Genomic DNA, 19338 nt, shown 5'->3' with positions numbered 1-19338 from the left:
CTTAATGAAATTATAACACGCATTTATCTGTGCCGCAAGAAACGATAGAGAATCATGGGAACGACAAGCACGGGAACACCAAAATAGAGTGCAATGCGCAGTTCCGGCACGAAAATCATGAAGATGAGGCAGAAGACCTGTGCCCAGATTCCAAAGAGGGTCACATAGGGGAACAGCGGCATACGGTAGCGCAGGAGCGAAACGGCGTCCTCCGCCTCCAGTTTGCGCCGCCGCCGATACTGACTCCAGCAGATCGAGATCCACGCCATTGCACCCGAAAAGCCCGAGAGTGCGAGCAGATAGGTATAGAGTGCCCCGTCCGGATTCATCGCATAGATGCCGATGACCCCCCAACAGAAGATAATCGACGCATAGATTGCACGCGATGGAACGCCCTGTTTACTGAGCCCCTCAAGCATACGCGGTGCCATGCCCATCGTTGCAAGCGCGTGCACGGTGCGCGCCGCGCCGTAGAGTCCGGAGTTCGAGCAGGAGATCGCCGCTGTCAGTACAACGAGAGAGAAGAGTGCAGCAAGCTCGGTAAATCCGTGCTCGGCAAGTGCCGCCGCGAAAACACTCTCCTCAAGCGAGGCGTGATCCCACGGAAGAATCGAGATCAGCAGGGTGATGGGCACGATGTAGAGCGCGATGATGCGCCATGTCACATTACGCACAGCCGTTGGGATGCTGCGCGCTGGATCGGCCGTCTCCCCCGCCGCGAGTCCGATGATCTCCGTCCCCTGGAAGTTGACGAGGATAATGACCATCGTGAGTGCTATGGCACTGTACCCATTTGGTGCAAAGCCCCCGCTGCCAAGCAGGATGCGCGTCCCGATGTAGCCGTCCCCACCGATGAGACCAAGGCAGATCAGAAGTGCAACCACACTGAAGGCCACGAGTGCCGTGACCTTGACGAGAGAGAGCCAGAACTCACTCTCGCCAAATTTATCGACACGAAACAGATTGAGGATGGTAACGATGAGGCCAAAGAACACCGCCCACCAGATCGTCCCAATCTCTGGGAAAAAACCGTTCATGATGATGCCGGCGGCAATCATCTCCGAGGGTACGTAGGAGACCCACGTCACCCAATATGACCAGCCGACCCCACATGCCCACGTCGCAGAGATATTCTCGCGCGCGTAGACGACAAACGAACCCGAGAGCGGTTTTTCCACCGCAAGCTCGGCGAGGCAGAGCATGACCGCAAGCACGATCACGCCGCCAAAAAGATAGGAAATCATCGCGGCGGGCCCCGCCTGCTCAAGCACATAGCCCGTCCCAAGGAAGTATCCACTCCCTATGACACCACCAAGAGAGATGAACTGAAGGTGTCGGTGCTTCAGCTTTCGTTTCATCGTCGATTCGCCCATGGGCTTCTTAACACGACCTTTCTACCAAATATAACAATGCGTTTTCATCATACTACAAGAGCGCAGAGATTACTACGATTTATTTGACAAAGATGCAAAATTTTATTATCATCGTACCAAGTGTATAAAGGAGGAACTACAATATGAAATTTAGAGCCTTGCTGCTCGCCCTTACACTCGTCCTAACCGTTTCTGGTACGGCGGGTGCAGCTGTCACTGAGCATCGGGAGTCGACGACGAATCTCTCCATTGCCTATCCGATCCTCAGTGCGGAGGACGGTGTTGTGGCAGATCCCATCAATGCCGATATTGCCGCGCTTGCTGCGAGCGTGCGTACGCAGTATGAAAGCGGCGCATTCTACCGCGGTGAGTTCGGCTACCGCGTGCATCTGGATGACGACAATTTTCTCTCCGTGACGTTCACAGATCTGCGCTACGAGCTGCGTGCAAATCAGCCGACACGTCATGACTACGGCTATGTCTACTACAAGAAGACGGGACAGCGTCTGCCGCTCGCGTTCTTCGTCCACCTCACGCCATCCGATCTCGACGGTGAGGCGGTCAGTGGTCATCTCTACAACGAGCAGGGACGCAACACGCCAATCCAGCCGGAGAAGTCCGTACGCGAAGTACCGACAGACTACTTCCTCGGCGGACGCGGCTATGTGTGCCCCATCTTTCAGGCGGGCGAGCTGACGGCGAGCATGGGGCCGACCTACATTCTGCTCGACGCAAGTGTCGTCGACTACTTCAACCGCAAGAACAAATGACGATAGAAACCTATACGACCATCACAGGGGAGATACCGGAGGGCGGTGTCTCCCCTGTTTTATACGAGATTCAGCGCTCACGCTTCCTCGCCTATGCAGTCCACGCGGAGGATGAGGAAGCGGTGCGCACATGGCTGCAGGGCGTGAAAAAGGAACACTATGAGGCGCGTCACGTCCCATACGCGATGGTGCTCGGGGCGCGTTCCGACCGCCAGCGTTCGAGCGATGACGGTGAGCCGGGCGGCACGGCGGGCAGCCCTATCCTCGAAGCGATCAAGGCGCGCAACATGACGAACACAGCGGTTGCCGTCGTGCGTTACTTCGGCGGCATCAAACTCGGTGCAGGCGGACTCATCCGTGCATACGCCCATGCAGCAGGTCTTGGGCTGGACGCAGCGGCAAAGATACGCATGACGCCGCTGCATCCATTGTACGTGCAGATTGACTATGATCTTCTCGCCGCCGCTGAGCGCTATATCCGTGAGGCAAGCGTGCAGACGGAGGAGACAAGTTATGCGGATGCTGTGACGCTCACACTGCTCATCCCGACGGGTGACATCGAACTGCACCAGCGCGCACTGACCGACCTCACGGCGGGACGCGCACGGTATCGGCTCGGCGAGCAGCGATACGTTGCCGTCCCCCTTGCATAGAAAAAGCGCCCGCATGGGCGCTTTTTCTATTCGATATTGCAGATCTCCCTGCCGCAATTCTCGCAGTGGATCTCCGCCTTGAGGAAATCAATATCCTTGATGAGGATGAGATGTCCACGCATATCGATCACCCCACGCTTTTTGAGGTCGGCAAGCATACGGTTGAGACTTTCACGCGCCGACGCAGAGTAGTTCGCAAGTTCTTGATTTGTCAGCGGCACAGAGATGAGAATTCCCTCCTCCGTCTCCATGCCGTAGCTGTTCGAGAGGCGGATGAGCGTCGAGTAGAGCGCCCCCTTCTTGCCGTACAACACGAGATCGCGGAACTTCAGATGCTGCTTGCGCATGTGCTGTCCGAGCAGCTTTAGGAGCGCGATCGACAGATGTGGATGCTTCTCCAGATATGCCTGCAGAACGGGAAACTCGATTGCATAAACCTCCGACGCACTGCGCGCAACGGCACTGAAAATGTACGTCGGCACCTCCTCGTAGAGCGGCAGTTCACCGATCAGACTGTCCCGCGTTGCAAGGCGCAGGGAGAGCACACGCCCCGACGCTCCGTACTTCACAATAAAGATATGCCCCGAGCGCACGATGTAAAAATAGCGCGCCGGCGTTCCCTCACGAAAAAGATACGCACCGTCATGCAGTGAGATGATCTTGCCTGGAATCGATACCATCTCTGCAATAAGCTCCTCCTGATCCACTGCATTTCACCCCCGTTTCTCATTATTTTTAATCCTAACGAAAACTCCAAAAAAATTATGTGACATCGGTCACAGCCAAAGCAAAAATTTTTCACTATAATGCACACATATAAAAAAACTATAATCAGTATAGGAGAGATGCACATGGAAAGCAAGGATACTCTCGCTGCACTTGGCGAGAACCCGTCACGGCGCGACATCCTCACGCATTGGGATCCGGAGAATGAAATTTTCTGGAAACGCTGGGGAGAACGTATCGCCAAGCAGAACCTCTACACCTCGACGTGGGCGCTGACCCTCGCATTCGTGGCGTGGACGATGTGGGCGACGATCGCCGCCCAGCTCAACCAGATTGGATTCCACTTCTCGGACAACGAGATCTTCACGCTCGCAGCACTGCCGGGACTCGTCGGTGCAACGGGTCGTCTCGTCTACACCTACCTCCCCGCAATCGTCGGCGGACGCAACTGGACATTCATCTCGACCGCCCTGCTGCTCATCCCGCTGATCGGTCTCGGGAACGCCCTCACTGACACCTCGACCACATACGATACCTTCGTTGTGCTCGTCGCAGGCATCGGCATCGCAGGCGCAAACTTCTCATCCTCGATGGCAAACATCGGCTTCTTTTTTCCGAAGTCGCAGAAGGGGCTCGCGCTCGGCATCAACGCCGGCATCGGCAATCTCGGCGTTTCGCTCATCTACCTGACCGCGCCTATGCTCCTCGGCGCGAGCTTCGGCGGACTCTTCGGCGCTCCGCTCATCAACGCGGCAGGCAAGGAGATCTACATCCAGAACGTCTGCTACTTCTGGGCGATTCCGACTGCGCTGACCCTCGTCCTCGTCTGGATGTTCATGGACAACCTGCCCATCCCGAAGCAGAGTCCGCGCAGCATGATGTCCATCTTCGGCAACAAGCACACATGGCTCATTACCGTCATCTACACCTGTGGATTCGGCTCGTTCATCGGCTACTCTGCCGCACTGGCACTCCTCGCCAACCGTGAGTTCCCCGAGGTCTCCTTCGCCTATGCGGCATTCCTCGGTCCATTCATCGGCGCAGGTGTGCGCCCCATCGGCGGTTGGGTCTCAGACAAGGTCAACAGCGGCTCAAAGGTCACGTTCTACTCGCTGCTTCTTATGCTCGTCGCGTGCATCGTCACCGTCATGGGCATTCAGGCGCACAACTTTGCGCTCTTCTTCGGCGCATTCCTCGTGCTCTTCTTCTCGACCGGCTTCATCAACGCCGCGTCCTTCCGCATGATCCCGTTTGTCTTTGACAATCCTGTTCACGCTTCGCTCGTCACAGGTTTTACGGCGGCGATTGCGGCATACGGCGCGTTCTTCATCCCGAAACTCTTCGGGCTCTCATACGCGACGCAGGGCAGCGTCATCCCCGCATTCTATTTCCTCATTGGCTTCACCGTGCTGACCATCCTCATCACGTGGTTCTTCTATGCACGCAAGGGCTCCGGCATTAAGTGCTGAGACGTTCTTCCCGCAAGACCGCCGCAAGGCGGTCTTTTTCATTGAAAAAAACTATGGATAACAGCCTGCCTGCATTTCCCCCAGCTCCCTATGCTGTGCTATAATGGGAAAATCTTACGAAGAAAGGAAGATCGTGATTTCCTATGGAAAACGAACGCATACAAAGCGCGGCAAAGGACAGCAACAAAATGCTGAACCGCAAGATGAAAATATTGCTCGACATCGGACAGACTCTGATGGAAAACGGTGCAGACTGCGCACGCATCGTACGCGACATGACACGTACCGCCGTACATCTGCGCATCCCCATTGAACAGATCCAGTCCCACGTCACCTATACGACACTCATGCTCTGCGTCAGCGACGGCGAACGTTCCTTTACCCAGTTCCGCAAATGCGTAAAGCACGGCGTCAATCTCGCTGTCATCGCCGCCGTCAGCAAGCTTACATGGCGCGTCCTGCGCGGCAATACCCCCATACAGGCCATTGAGAGCGCCATTGCACGCATCCGCCAGCGTCCACTCTGCTATCCGAGCTGGGTGATCGCGCTCGGTGCTGCCGTCGGCTCAGGTGGCTCATGCAAACTCTTCGGCGGGAGCTGGTTCGAGGCGTTCATCGCCACCATTGCTGCGCTCGCAGGCTTCATTGCCCATCGCACAAGCACGCGCTATGCGTTCAATCCATACGCCTGCGCTATGATTACAGGCTTTGTTGCCACCATCTGCGCATGGGCGATTCCGATGGCGTTTGGACTCGGAACGATGTGGTATGCGCTCGTCGCCTGCACCATCTTCCTCATGCCGGGCTTCCCGTCCATCAACGCCGCGAGTGATATGCTCAACCGGTTTACCACATCGGGTACGACGCGCGGAATGGACACCATGCTCATCATCGGCGGCTTGACCTTCGGCATTGCCTTCGCCATTCTCGTCACGGGCGTACACAACATCTCCGATGTCCACATCCAGCCGACCGACACCTACCTCAATCAGGCAGTTGCGGCGGCACTTGCGGCAGGCGGGTTTTCGGTCATGTTCAACACGCCGAAGAAGCTGCTTGCCATCGTCGCCGTCGAGGGCATCATCACCATGCTGATCCGCAACGTCCTCATGCTTGAATTCGGACTGCCGCAGTCCATCGGCTCGTTTGCCGCAGCCGCCGTCGTCGGCATTGCCGCACTCAAGGTCACCCACATCGTCCATACGCCGAACACGTTGCTCATCATCCCGCCCGTTATTCCCCTCATCCCATGCGTCCTCCTCTATCGCCTCCTCTTCGCCGTCCTGAACATCCAGACCATCTCCGTGGAGGAACTGTTGGAGGCACTTCGCTTTGGGGTCAACGGCGTTACCATCATCCTCGCTGTCGTCGTCGGCGTCTCCATTCCGAACATCTTCATTCAGAAGCGCATCGAGGCACAGCAGCAGCGCGAGATCGATGCCATCATTGCAGCACGAACCGACGCATAAGTATCTTCTACAACCGCCGCATGGCGGTTTTTTATTGGCACCTCCTTTCTTTTACATATATTTTATTTATGGTATAATAAACGAAATAAACCTATAGAAAGGTGGCCTGCATGACAATGAATACTGCACAAATCAAGAATGCCTCAGCAGATGACAACCGGACACTCAACCACAAAATGAAGATCCTGCTCGATATCGGACAGGCACTCATGGAAAGCGGTGCAGACTGCACACGCATCATACGGGATATGCGGCGTGCTGCGGTACATCTGCGGATTCCTTTCGAGCAGCTCCAATCCCACGTTACCTATACGACGCTCATGCTGAATATCACAGATGGAGAACGCTCCCTCACACAGTTCCGCAAGTGCATGAAGCACGGTGTGAATCTCGCCGTGATTGAGGCCATCAGCAAACTAACATGGCGTATCCTGCGCGGCAATACGCCGATAAACGCCATCGAAAACGCTATCACCCAGATTTGGAATCGTCCGCGCAGCTATCCGACATGGGCTGCAGCACTTGGTGCCGCGATTGCTTCAGGCGCGTCGTGCTCCCTTTTTGGAGGAAGTCTGTCAGAAGCACTCATTGCGACCATTGCGGCACTCGCCGGATTCATCGCCCATCGCCTCAGCATCAGCAACGAATTCAACCCATACGCCTGTTCCATGATCGCAGCTTTTGTCTCCACCATCTTCGCGTGGTTCATCCCGCTCATGCTCGGCCTTTCGACCATGTGGTATGCGCTTGTTTCCTGCACCATCTTCCTCATCCCCGGGTTCCCGATTGTCAACTCCACCAGCGATGTCATCAATCGCTTTATCTCCTCCGGTATGACACGCGCCATCGATACCATCCTCATTATTGGCGGTATGACCTTCGGCATTGCCTTTGCCATTCTCTCCACAGGCATCGCAAACATCTCCGATGTCCATATTCGTCCGACCGATGCCTACCTCAGTCAGGCTCTTGCTGCAGCGCTTGCCGCAGGTGGTTTTTCCATCATCTTCAACACGCCGAGAAAGCTGCTCGCCCTTGTCGCTCTTGAGGGAACACTCACGATGCTCATGCGCAACGTCCTCATGAATGAATTTGGGTTATCACAGGCGATTGGCTCCTTTGCTGCTGCCGCCGTTGTCGGCATTTCCGCACTCAAGGTCATTCACATCGTCCATACACCGAACACATTACTCATCATTCCGCCCATCATTCCACTCGTGCCCGGAGTCCTGCTCTATCGCCTTCTCTTCGCCATCCTCCACATTCAGACCATCTCTGCGGAGGAACTGCTGCAGGCGCTGCGCTTCGGCGTTGACGGCATGACCATCATCCTCGCCATCGTCATCGGTGTCTCCATCCCGAACATCTTCATCCAAAGCCGTATCGAGGCGCAGCAGCAGCGTGAAATAAATGCCATCATTGCCCGCCGCAGCGCAGAAAAATGAACCGTAGGGCTGCGATACGCAGCGAAATAACTTCGCATCACAGCCCCACTTGCTTTTTATAAGTTATGAACGGATCACCTCATGCTCATCGCGGTGACTGATGACATAGCGACCTCGTCCGGACTCTTTCGCCTCATACAGCGCTTCGTCCGCTTTCTGCAACAGCAGGTCAAATGACCCATGACCGATTTTCCCCTCGGCAATCCCTGCGCTGACCGACAAAACACCGAAGCGTTTATCCACTTTGAACGCTTCAAAGAAATCATCGATGAACGCCTGCATGCGTCCCGGGATATCCTCCCCGATCACGCCATCTGTGAATATGACGAGAAATTCATCGCCGCCGATCCGGACATTCAGCGTATCGGGGAAATGTTTTTTGATCAAATCGGAGGTTCGTACAAGCGCCTCATCACCCGCCAAATGACCGTATGTGTCGTTCACCGATTTGAAGTGATCCAAGTCGAGGCAAGCCACAATCATTTCTTTTGTATCCAGATTGGACAAGAATTCATCCAACTGACGGCGGTTTGCAAGACCTGTGAGCTGGTCGTGCAGCGCCATGTGAATGATATTCTGCTGATATTCGTATTCCTTCGTCACATCACGGGCAATGCCGACCGTGCCGATGATCGTATCTCCATCGAAAATCGGGGTTTTGTAGGTCTTGAGCTTGCTCAGACTGCCGTCCGCCTTCATGACCTCCTCATCAAGCAGAAGGGTTTTACGGGCGGCTATGACATCGGCTTCCGTTTCAACGCAGACATAGTCGCTCGCTTCGTAGACTTCCTTCGGGATATTCCAGATATAGTAATGATCTCGTCCTCTTACGTCTTCCTTTTCCTTCGCGACCGCCGTACAAAACGCATCATTGACATCAAGATGTATTCCCTTCATATCCTTGAACCAAATCAGATCAGGAAGGGTATTGATCGTTGCCTGCAGCCATGTTTCCTGCAGCCATGCGCGCTTGCGCTCAGCGATACGCGCGAGCGCATTGGCGAAGTGAAAATGCGCCAACGCAGGACTATCATTCAGCCAGATGTCATCGACTGCATCATAGTCTGCACGAGCCAGCTGATCCGGATCGTGCGCACACAGGATCAGCTGGCTGTCATGCGCCGGCATTCGCTCACGAACCCTGCTTGGCGACAGGAAACTTGCCTGATCCATGAGAATGAGTAACTGCTCCTCATCAGCAAGTTCCCGTGGTATATCTTCTTCCTTGGCAATCGTGTAAAAGCTATGACTGAAATGCTCTTTGGGGGCGATCTCTTTCCAGAGATCAACCATATCCTCGGCAATACCTATGAATGCAATCTTTAGCTGAACGCTATACAAGCAGATCCCTCCTTCAGCCTATATAATAGGATATTTGTAAGTAAAATGGAAGGGATCCAGAATTTTTTTACCGGTATGCAACACATTTTCGCTTGTTGTAAAGATAAGTCACCGCGAACCTCATTTCCATATCCATAAAAAGAAGCACTGATAAATTCAGCTGCACAAAATCGCTGTGCTGAATCTATCAGTGCTTCCTTAACCCACGACTTCTGAAACAATGCGCATCATATTCCCATGCGAGATTTTTTCCATATCATCTGCGCTGTAGCCGCGCCCCTTCAAAACAGCAAAGAAATGCGGCACATCCGCCGCACTTGTCAGCCCCTCACAGATCACATCCGTATGCGTGAACGAGGCGAGCGTATCGCTTGGCAGATAATCACAGAAGTCAAACCCGCACGCAATATGATCCACGCCGACCAGATTTGCGATGTGGTCTACGTGATCCGCGAGACGCTCCGCGCTCGGTGCGTCGGTCGCAATAAACTCCGGCCACGCATTCATACCGATGACACCGCCGCGCTCCGCAAGTGCCACGATTTGATCGTCCTTTAGATTGCGCGCATGCGCACATAATGTGTATGCATTGGAGTGCGAGGCGATGAACGGCTTCTTGGTATGCGTGCAGATATCCCAAAACGTCTGTTCATTCGCGTGGGAGACATCCACAATCATGCCCAGCTCCTCCATGCGCTGCACGGCTCGTATGCCAAGTGGGGTCAGCCCCTCGTTCTCGTGCGGACTGCATGCACCATTGGCGAATTCATTGACCTCGTTCCACGTCAGCATGGCATGGCGCACGCCCCACGCATAGAGAACATCCAGAAAGTCAACCTGCCCGCAGAGCCCGCTCAGCCCTTCCATCCCAAGCAGAATGGCCAGCTTTCCCTCTGCGCAGATGCGCTCGATATCGGCAGCACGGTACGCCACCTCCGCAACATCCGCAGCCTCTCTCAGCTCTGCACAGGCGGAACTCAGAATCTCTACCATCCGCTTTGTCGGTATGTCCGTAAACGGTGGATCGATCCATACGCAGCAAGTCATCGCGCCGACCTGTCCTGCTTGCAGCTGCGCACGGTGATGACGGCGAATGACATCCGTCTCACCATTCAGTCGACGCAGCGTCACATTGGTAAACAGATCCGAGTGCCCATCAAAGACACCTATCCTTTGATTCATTGAACAAACCTCTTCGATCTCTATGCACCCAAGATACTGCCGACAATAATGCCGAGATACGTTCCAATGACATAGCCGAGCGTACCGACCAGCATCGCCGGACCCACGAGTTTGTTCCACCCCTGCGAGATCGCCATGCCCGCCGCCGTCGTCGGACCGCCGATGTTTGCATTGGAGGCAATGATGATGTCCTCCAGATCAAATTTGAGAAGCTTTCCGCCAATCAAGCAGAAGAGCATATTCACAACAACCATGATAAGGCAGAAGACAAAGAGCAGCGGCGCATTCATCACGATCTCCATGATGGATGCGGGAACACCGATGACAAAGAAGAACATATAGATAAAGAAGGTGCCGATCTCCTGCGCACCGTTCATCGAACTCGCCTGCTTCTCAAAAAATGTAGCAAAGATCATCGAGATCAGCGTGATCCAGACATACTGGCTACCGAGGAAGGTATTGCACATCTTTGTGAACCAATTCGCGTCCGCCGAAATCAAGGCGCCAAGTGTCGCACCGATAAATTTTGATACGGTTACCACAACGACCGCATAGGTCACGCACATTGCAATATCCTTGAGAGAGATATCCTTGCGCCCCCAATAGGTCGCCGCAAGGGTCTTCCCCTCATCAGATGCCCCATTCCTCTCCACATCGTCAATCAGCGGATGTGTATACATACTGCGGAAGAACGAATTGCCCGCAATGCCGAGGAGGATCAGGAAGTAGATCGCCATGTTGAGGTTATCCGCCACAATCGTCGAGGAAACAAGCGTCCCACTGATCTTAAACGCATCGGCAAGCGCCGTAAAGTTGACACCGCCGCCGATGTAGGAGCCGGTCATCATCGCCGCAACCTTCGGCAGGCCGTCAATCGCAGAGCCGAGGAGAACGCAGCCGAGAATGGCCCCCGCAATCGTCCCCGCCGCACCGATCAAAAAGATCACGAGCAGACGCCCCGTCTCCCGCCAGATCTTCAGGATATTCGTCTGCAGAAGCAGCAGCGGGATAGCGATGGGAACAACGTATCCCCACACTATATCATCGTACAGCTCCGCATGGGGCGGAATAATATTCGTATTGACAAGAACCAGTGCAATAATGAGGGCAATGACCGCACCTGAGATGCGGGATGCCCACGCGTATTTTTGCTCCAGATAGACGGATATCGCGACCGCGAGCAGCATCACGGTCATGAGTACCCATGTATTTTCTGGGCTGACCAAGGTATTCATACAGACTCCTTTCGTTTTTATAAAAACGGAGCTGCTGCAGACACACATACATCCGCAGCAGCCCCGCACGTGGGATAACGTCACAGATCCGCGTCCACACTACTTGATGTAGACACGCGGTACACGTTTCGAGACAAGACAGACGACCTCATAGTTGATCGTATTCGCCCAGCCGGCGACCTCATCGGTCGGAAGGGTCTCTGAGCCGAACAGGGTACAGACATCGCCCATCTGTGCCTCGGGAATATCCGTAATATCGATCATGAACTGATCCATGCAGACACGCCCTGCAATGGGAGCACGCTTGCCGCAGACCTCGACCGTTCCGCCTGCATAGGCACGAATGTAGCCATCCGCATAGCCGACGGGCAGTGTCGCGATACGCGTCTCGCGCTCTGCAATAAATTTCCGTCCATAGCCAACGGATTCACCCGGCTGTATGGTCTTGACATAGACAATGCGCGCACAGAACTTCATGCACTGACGCAGGTCAATCGGACGCGTGACCTCATCCGACGGCCAGAGACCGTACTGGATGATGCCCGCACGCACCATGTCGAAGTGCACGTCCGGGATCTCAAGAATCGCAGCAGATTCTGCAATATGCTTGATGGGGATCTTGATCCCTGCCGCCTCGATGGCATCACAAGCCTCTTGGAACAGCTTTACCTGATTCCTCGTAAAGGTCTTGTCCGGGATATCCGCAAGGGCAAAGTGCGAGAACACGCCCTCAAGCTCCACATTGGGGAGTGCGGCAATCTTCTTTGCCGTTTCCGCCGCATCCTTCGGGTGGACGCCGATACGCCCCATGCCCGTCTCGATCGTCAGGTGAACCTTGACCGTCTTTGCCTGACGCACAGCCTCCTTCGAGAGCGCCTCCACGAGATCCATGCGGCAGACCGTCTGCGTGATATCGCTGTCGACGACCTCACGCGCACTCTCCGGCTCGACGAGTCCGAGGATGAGCAGCGGTGTTGTAAATCCTGCCGCACGCAGTTCGAGTGCCTCGGAGAGCGTCGCGACCGCCAAATAGTCCGCGCCCTCATCGAGTGCTACACGTGCAACGGCAGCCGCTCCATGCCCATAGGCATCCGCCTTGACCACGGCGCAGAGCTTTGCGCCCTTTGCGATACGTGAGCGGATCTCACGGTAGTTGTGGGCAATCGCCCCCATGTTGATCTCCGCCCATGCTGCACGACTCGGCATCAGGACTCACTTCCCTTCGAGAAGAACTTCATGCGGATCAGCTTGATCGACATGAGCGCCATGACGATGAAGCCGATGTAGCCGTTCAGACCGTACACATAGTTGAGCATCATGTGATACGGCACAAACATGCCGAAGAAGAAACCGATCGCCGCGAGTCCGAGCGCCCACATCTTATACTTTGCCGATCCCTCATCACCCGTACGTGCAACAGCCGTCCAGAGGAGCGGGCATGCCGTCGTGTAAACCGCGACGAAGATCAGCACACCAAAGATCGTTGTGAGTCCCGGTGAGAGGCTCGCCACGATGACGAGGTTCGGGATCTGAACCTGATAGAGATCCATGATACGGGTCATGATCGAGAGACCGATGATCGTATTCAGAACAACAAGCAGAACCGTAGAGAGCACGTTCGCACGGAAGAGCGTCTTGAAGTCCTCACGTGCACCGAGCACAGCGCTGAAGTTTGCAAGCATCAGGATACTGTAGCCGCCGTTCGACATACCGGACATGAACCAGTTGCTGCCGACGCGCGTCATCTCAAGCTGGCCGGAGGTGATGAGATCCGCATTTGCAGCAAGCGTGTCAAAATGCTGAACGAGGTGGACAAAGACCATGCCGACAATCGCAAAGAGCAGCGCCGGTGTGATGCGTCCGATGATATCGACGAGCTTGCCGAGACCAAGTGCAACGGATCCACCCGCGAGAACGGCAACGATCGCAGCTCCGACATAGACGGGCAATCCGTATTGCTGCTGCAGGGTAGCGGCACCGCCAGCAACCATGACGCAGTATGACAGATAACAGAAAAAGACCGTAAACCAGTCAAAAGCCTTGCCAAGGAATGTACCATTGTAGAAGATGAACGCCTGCTGCCCGGAGGTCGCATTGTGATCACGTCCTGCGAGAGCAAAGCCGTAGTTTGCAACGATGAAGATGATCGCAATGACAACCGCCGTACCAAAGATCATCCATCCGTTTGCTGTATAGTACTGAAGAATTTCCTGTCCCGTTGCAACGCCTGTCCCAATCATGAACCCCAGATAGGATCCTGCCAGGATACATACGCGTTTCCATGAAGTCAAGAGAACCAATCCTTTCCATGTGAAGCGCAGCTTCAAGGAAGCACTGATAAATTCAGTGATTCCTCAAAATGCTTTCTTTTCAGTCTCAATGAAGAGAAGGGCTGTTTCACGACACATATGGAAGCATATGGGAGTGAAACAGCCCTCAGCAATCAGAGAAGAGATTTACGCGAGGAAGTCGTCAATGGGCTTGAACGGAATGTTCAGTGCCTTGGAAACGGGCTCGTTCGTGAGGTGTCCATCAATGGTGTTAAGACCATACTTGAAGCCAGGCACATCGCGAAGGGCAGCCTTGTAGCCCTTATTCGCAAGCGCGAGCGCATACTCAATGGTTGCGTTCGTGATACCGAGCGTGGACGTACGGGAAACGGCACCCGGAATGTTTGCAACGGAGTAGTGGACGACGCCGTGCTTCACAAACGTCGGATCCTTGTGCGTCGTGCAGTGGTCGCAGGTCTGGATGGAGCCGCCCTGGTCGATTGCAACGTCAACAACGACGGAGCCCTTCTTCATCGTCTTGATCATATCCTCGGTGACGAGGGTCGGCGTACGACCACCCGGAACGAGAACCGAGCCGATGAGGAGGTCTGCCTCCTTAACCCACTTTGCGATGTTGTAGCTCGAAGAGTACTCGGTGACGACGCGACCGCCGAAAATCTCATCGAGGTAGCGCAGGCGCTCGATCGAGAGATCGATAATTGTGACGCGTGCGCCGAGGCCGACAGCAATCTTCGCCGCATTCGTGCCGACGTTGCCGCCGCCGATGATGACGACCTGACCTGCCGCAACGCCTGCAATACCGCCGAGCAGGACGCCGCTGCCGCCATACTGACTCTCAAGGAACTGTGCACCGATCTGAACGGACATACGACCTGCGATCTCGCTCATTGGAGCAAGCAGCGGGAGCCCACGTCCGCCCTTTGCGATAACAGTCTCATAAGCAATGCCGACAACCTTCTTCTTCAGGAGTGCCTCGGTCAGTTCCGGCTCGGCTGCAAGGTGAAGATAGGTAAAGAGGATCTGCCCCTCATGGAAGAGATCATACTCTTCTGCAAGCGGCTCTTTTACCTTGACAATCATTTCCGAACGATCAAACAGCGCCTTCTTGTCGGAGAGAATCTCAGCGCCAACTGCCTGATAATCGGCATCCGTGAAGCCGCTGCCAACGCCGGCATCCTTCTCGATGAGCACCGTGTGACCGGCACGGCACATCGCCTCGACGCCAGCAGGGGTCATACCGACGCGGAATTCATTGTTCTTGATTTCCTTCGAAACGCCAACAATCATGTTTTTTCCTCCTACTACAGATAGATAAAAATACAGAAGGTTTGAAACGGCTAGGGGTTTTTCTAAAGGTATACCCTATTTGGGATTTTAGTATAATTCAGACACTTTTGTCAAGTAAAAAATATATTTTTTTCACGTTTTTCATGTTTCATTTATCAAGTTCACGAAGAAAGACGTTTATTTACGCATTTTATTATTGTAAGAAACATCATGATGCCATCTATGTATTGAAAATACAAACAATTTTTATAACATGCTTGACAAAATTATCCGAATTGTATTAAAATCAATAACAGAATTTATCTTGTATAGGTTTACTTAATGCTGTTATAGTTTTCTTTGGCGCATCTGTATGGAAAATATGACAGCAGATTTCCGTCAAAAAGGAGGTGTTTTGTCCTCACAGGCATGGGTCATATATCAAAAGGAGTGTTATCCCCTTATTTTTGACACTTGGAGGTTTTTGTATGTTTTTCAAGAAGAAGACCCTGGAGGACTTCAGTGCGCAGCGGGAAAACAGCGGAATGAAACGCACGCTGAGCACACTCGACCTCACCTTTCTTGGCATCGGCGGCATTATCGGCTCGGGCGTGTTCGTCCTGACCGGTATCGGTGCTGCCCGCTACGCGGGGCCCGGTATTGTACTATCCTTTGTCGCCGCAGGTCTCCTCTGTATGCTCGTAGGGCTTGCCTACGCTGAGCTTGCCTCGCTCATTCCGGCGGCGGGCAGTGCCTATGCGTACACCTTCGCCTCCCTCGGCGAGGGCATGGCGTTCCTCTGCGGCTGGTCTCTGATCATCGGATACATCGTCACCGCGAGTGCGGTTGCCGTCGGTTTCTCCGCCTACTTCTCAGGAATGATGGCGTCCCTCGGGATGGAGATTCCAAAGGCGCTCCTCACGACGGCGCCAGAAGGTGGTATCATCAACCTGCCCGCCGTCGTCATTACCCTCGTGATTGGTTTCATCCTCGCGCACGGTACGAAGGAGAGTTCGCGCCTCAATACAATTCTCATCTCGCTCACGCTGTGCGCGATCGTCGCATTCGTCGTCGTCACCTCCCCGCACATGGATCTGACGAAGAACATGGAGCCGTTCCTGCCCTTCGGCGCTGCCGGCATCATGACGGGCGCAGCGGTGGTGTTCTTCTCCTTCATGGGCTTTGATACGGTTGCGACCTCCGCGGAGGAGTGCAAGACACCGGAGAAGAGTCTCCCCATCGGCATCATCGCCTCGGTCTTTGTCTGTCTCTGTATTTACTCCGTCGTGGCATTTGTCCTCACGGGTACGGTCAACTATACGGATCTTGACCGCGCCGATCCGGTTGCCTACTGCCTCCGCCTCATCGGCTACACGGGGCTTGCAAACCTCGTAACGGTCGGCATTCTCTTCGGTATGATCACGACCCTCATCGTCTACATTTTTGGTCAGGCACGCGTCTTCTTCGCGATGTCGCGTGACGGCTTCCTGCCGAAGGCAATGGCGAATATTCACCCGAAATACGGTACGCCGTACTTCATCACGCTCGTCGGCTCCATACTCATTGCCTTCATTGCCGGCTGCGTCCCGATGCTCTACATCGTTGAGCTCGCGAATACCGGTGTTCTCGCGGCATTCTTCATTGTCTTCGTCGGTCTGATTGCTCTGCGCCGCAACTCGCCTGAACTGCCGCGCACATTCACCTTTCCGATGCTCTACGTACTTGCTCCAATCGGTATGATCGTCTGCATCTACCTCATTTGGGCACTCTCGCTCATAACGAACATCACGTTCATTGTGCTCATGATTCTCGGTTATTTCTTCTACAACAGCTATGCGCCATCGCATCGCTGCTGGGAACGCAGATAACTTGCGGCTGCACACAGATCTGTCAAGGATCTTGCAGCGCTTCCCTAACACAACAGGGGCTGCTGCACGAAGTTTTTTAGCTTCGTGTAGCAGCCCCTTGTGATTCCCTCTTTTTATTTGAGAAATCCATTCCTTTGTGATAGAATAAAAATGTTTTGGGGTGCTGCGGGAGGAATCAATGCACAGCAAAGAGAAGGTGCTGCTCACGGCTCTTGGCACGGCGTTCGTACTTATTTCCGTCGCAGTATTCACGCTCGTCCTGACGACCTCGTTGCTCGCGCGGGCGGGAATGCCGTTTATGGCGGCATACACAGTCGGTGTTGCTGCGACGATCATTGGGACGCTTGCCGTTTCGTACGGTGGGCGAACGCTCATCGCGCTTCCCTCGCCCGCCATTACGGCATGGCTTGTCTACGAGGAGATCATCGCACACGGTGTTTCGTGGCAGGGTGTACTCGGCATCACGGCGCTTACGTCCTGCGTGGGAGCGATGCTCCTGCGTACAAGGTATGCGGCTGCACTGACACACGCGCTGCCTCCGATCATTCGCACGGGTCTAAGCTTCGGTCTCGGACTCAATATGCTGATGACGGCGGCACTCTATGCGCGTATTCTCCTGCCGTCTCCGTGGGCACTGACGATGGGCGGTACGCTCGGCGATCCCCTCACCTACTTCACACTCATGGGCATTCTCCTCGTCCTTCTTCTCTGTATGCGAAATGCACGTACAGCACTGCCGCTTGGCATGGGGATGGTCGGAATACTTACATGGGCAGAGGGGTTCTGGGAGATTCCCGCCGCTCCATTTTTTCAGCCGGACATCGGGACGCTGGTCTGTGCTGCAACGCTGCCGCAGACCGAAGTGCCCGCAGCGGTATCGCTAGGGCTGACACTGCTCTGCGCCCTCACGGTAGAGAGTGCGACAGTTCTCGCGGTGCGGATACGTGCGACAGAGAAACGACGGGGACTCACACGACTCTTGGCGACGGACGCCGGGGCGGCTTTCATCGGCGCATTTCCGCTGACGATTTCACCAATTTCCGCCGTTCTGCCGGAGGCTGAGAAGGAGCGGCGCATTGCGGGGATCCCGCAGGCGGCGGCACTTTTCGCGTTGCTCCTCCTGCTGCTTCTGCCTTGTGCGCCGCTTCTATCGGCAATGGCGGACTCCCCCGCCGTGCCCGCCATTGCGCTTGCCGTCCTCGGTCTGCTGCTCGTGTCGCGCGCCTTATCGATGCTGCGGCACCGTGCGGACACGGGGCTGCGGGAGGCTGCGGTGCTTTCTGTTTTTCTGCTTGCCGCACACGACATACAAACTGGACTGACGCTCGCCCTCCTCGTGTGGACGCTCCTCACGGCGGCTCGTCGGGAGCGTATTGCACCTGCCACATGGGGGCTGACCACGCTTCTTTCTCTGTTTTTTCTGCTCAAATGGATATAGCTATAGATTAGGAGGTTCATTTCTTGCGAAAGGATATTTTTCTGCGCGGCTCTCTTGCCGCAGCTGTCACAGGACTTTTTATTCTGACCGCAGCCTCGGGCGAGGCACGTCGTGCACACAATCCGAATGCAGCGACGAAAGTGCGTACGGAACGCACGGTGCAGCCCGAGAAAAAAGAGGATTTCCGCATGCGCACCGACGCACTCATCAAGGAAGCAGCGGAGGCAAATGCGGTAGCGGCGGAAGCTCCAAAACCACAGCCGCTCTTCAGCGTCCCGCAGACGCTCTCAGAGTACGACACCGCCATCATCGGCACGCCGCTCGCAAGTCAGGAGCAGTGTGTAAACTACCTCCTCAGCGTGAATCCATATCCCGAAATCTCGGTTACGCCGCGCGAACTGGTCGCCTACTACTACGAGGAGGGCGCACGGGAGGGCATCCGCCCCGATGTCGCCTTTGCGCAGGCGCTCAAGGAAACGGGCTTCTTCCGTTACGGCGGTACAGTGACCCCCGATCAGAACAACTACTGCGGACTCGGTACGACGAGCACAACAGTCAAGGGAGCCTACTTTGCCACCTCACAAATCGGCGTACGCGCACATATTCAGCATCTGCTTGCATACGCATCGACGCGCGAGCCCGTAGAACCGGTGGTCGATCCCAGATACAGTCTGGTACGCAACGTCTACGGTACGAATACACTTGGAAACTGGCAGGATCTCAATGGTCGTTGGGCGGTTCCCGGTGACTCGTACGGACAGAGCATTTTGTCGATGTTCCGCGCAATTCTGCACGAGTAGAAAAGGAGAACG

Annotated in this window: 16 protein-coding genes; 8 read left to right on the top strand and 8 right to left on the bottom strand. The window is 54.8% G+C overall.

All coding sequences use genetic code 11. The features are described 5' to 3' along the window. Positions 1 to 23: 23 nt before the first annotated feature. Positions 24 to 1373 (bottom strand): amino acid permease, encoded by a 1350-nt coding sequence (locus C8273_RS05235; protein ID WP_106626702.1) that lies wholly within the window; start codon positions 1371 to 1373, stop codon positions 24 to 26. Positions 1374 to 1516: 143 nt separating this feature from the next. Here C8273_RS05235 and C8273_RS05230 point away from each other — a divergent pair, with 143 nt between their 5' ends. After that, complete coding sequence (locus C8273_RS05230; RefSeq protein ID WP_106626701.1) at positions 1517 to 2143, top strand: hypothetical protein; 627 nt, start codon at positions 1517 to 1519, stop codon at positions 2141 to 2143. After that, positions 2140 to 2796 carry an IMPACT family protein gene (locus C8273_RS05225; RefSeq protein WP_106626700.1) on the top strand — a complete coding sequence of 219 codons (657 nt, stop codon included), beginning with the start codon at positions 2140 to 2142 and terminating at the stop codon, positions 2794 to 2796. Before C8273_RS05230 ends, C8273_RS05225 begins: the two co-directional genes overlap by 4 nt. A gap of 26 nt (positions 2797 to 2822) precedes the next feature. On the opposite strand, the gene C8273_RS05220 is transcribed toward C8273_RS05225, so the two are convergent. Next, entirely contained in the window at positions 2823 to 3503 is a 681-nt protein-coding gene (locus tag C8273_RS05220) for a Crp/Fnr family transcriptional regulator (protein ID WP_106626699.1), read from the bottom strand. Positions 3504 to 3641: 138 nt separating this feature from the next. On the opposite strand from C8273_RS05220, the gene C8273_RS05215 reads away from it, so the two are divergent. From C8273_RS05215 to C8273_RS05205, 3 genes are all read left to right on the top strand, one after another. Continuing rightward, positions 3642 to 4991, top strand: a complete 1350-nt coding sequence (locus C8273_RS05215) for an MFS transporter (protein ID WP_106626698.1) — start codon at positions 3642 to 3644, stop codon at positions 4989 to 4991. Between the two features lie 143 nt (positions 4992 to 5134). Beyond that, on the top strand, positions 5135 to 6460 hold the full coding sequence (locus C8273_RS05210; RefSeq protein WP_106626697.1) for a threonine/serine exporter family protein: 1326 nt from the start codon (positions 5135 to 5137) through the stop codon (positions 6458 to 6460). A gap of 116 nt (positions 6461 to 6576) precedes the next feature. Next, positions 6577 to 7905 carry a threonine/serine exporter family protein gene (locus C8273_RS05205; RefSeq protein ID WP_106626845.1) on the top strand — a complete coding sequence of 443 codons (1329 nt, stop codon included), beginning with the start codon at positions 6577 to 6579 and terminating at the stop codon, positions 7903 to 7905. A gap of 63 nt (positions 7906 to 7968) precedes the next feature. Here C8273_RS05205 and C8273_RS05200 read toward each other — a convergent pair whose 3' ends face one another. The 6 genes from C8273_RS05200 to ald all read right to left on the bottom strand — a co-directional run bounded on the left by C8273_RS05200 (position 7969) and on the right by ald (position 15241). Beyond that, positions 7969 to 9246: a sensor domain-containing diguanylate cyclase gene (locus C8273_RS05200; protein WP_106626696.1), complete on the bottom strand. Its 1278-nt coding sequence runs from the start codon at positions 9244 to 9246 to the stop codon at positions 7969 to 7971. Between the two features lie 198 nt (positions 9247 to 9444). Continuing rightward, complete coding sequence (locus tag C8273_RS05195; RefSeq protein WP_106626695.1) at positions 9445 to 10428, bottom strand: dipeptidase; 984 nt, start codon at positions 10426 to 10428, stop codon at positions 9445 to 9447. Positions 10429 to 10448: 20 nt separating this feature from the next. Continuing rightward, complete coding sequence (locus tag C8273_RS05190) at positions 10449 to 11663, bottom strand: DUF819 family protein (protein WP_106626694.1); 1215 nt, start codon at positions 11661 to 11663, stop codon at positions 10449 to 10451. A 99-nt stretch (positions 11664 to 11762) separates the two neighbouring features. Further along, entirely contained in the window at positions 11763 to 12869 is a 1107-nt protein-coding gene (alr, locus tag C8273_RS05185; RefSeq protein ID WP_106626693.1) for an alanine racemase, read from the bottom strand. After that, positions 12869 to 13903, bottom strand: coding sequence for a YkvI family membrane protein (locus C8273_RS05180; RefSeq protein ID WP_234343842.1), 1035 nt, complete (start codon positions 13901 to 13903; stop codon positions 12869 to 12871). The genes alr and C8273_RS05180 overlap by 1 nt, the downstream gene beginning before the upstream one ends. Positions 13904 to 14119: 216 nt before the next feature. After that, a complete protein-coding gene (gene ald, locus C8273_RS05175) occupies positions 14120 to 15241 on the bottom strand; it encodes an alanine dehydrogenase (protein ID WP_106626691.1) in 1122 nt (373 codons plus the stop codon). Positions 15242 to 15708: 467 nt separating this feature from the next. On the opposite strand from ald, the gene C8273_RS05170 reads away from it, so the two are divergent. From C8273_RS05170 to C8273_RS05160, 3 genes are all read left to right on the top strand, one after another. Then, positions 15709 to 17088: an amino acid permease gene (locus C8273_RS05170; RefSeq protein WP_106626690.1), complete on the top strand. Its 1380-nt coding sequence runs from the start codon at positions 15709 to 15711 to the stop codon at positions 17086 to 17088. Positions 17089 to 17266: 178 nt separating this feature from the next. Then, positions 17267 to 18526 carry a nitrate reductase gene (locus C8273_RS05165; RefSeq protein WP_106626689.1) on the top strand — a complete coding sequence of 420 codons (1260 nt, stop codon included), beginning with the start codon at positions 17267 to 17269 and terminating at the stop codon, positions 18524 to 18526. 23 nt (positions 18527 to 18549) lie between these two features. Beyond that, positions 18550 to 19326, top strand: coding sequence for a glucosaminidase domain-containing protein (locus tag C8273_RS05160; protein ID WP_106626688.1), 777 nt, complete (start codon positions 18550 to 18552; stop codon positions 19324 to 19326). Positions 19327 to 19338: the final 12 nt, after the last annotated feature.

The sequence above is a fragment of the Candidatus Centipeda massiliensis genome (assembly GCF_900290285.1).
In the GTDB taxonomy this organism is placed as follows: Bacteria; Bacillota; Negativicutes; order Selenomonadales; family Selenomonadaceae; genus Centipeda; species Centipeda massiliensis.
Note: the sequence above shows the minus strand (reverse complement) of the source record. Positions and strands in the feature narration are given on the sequence as shown.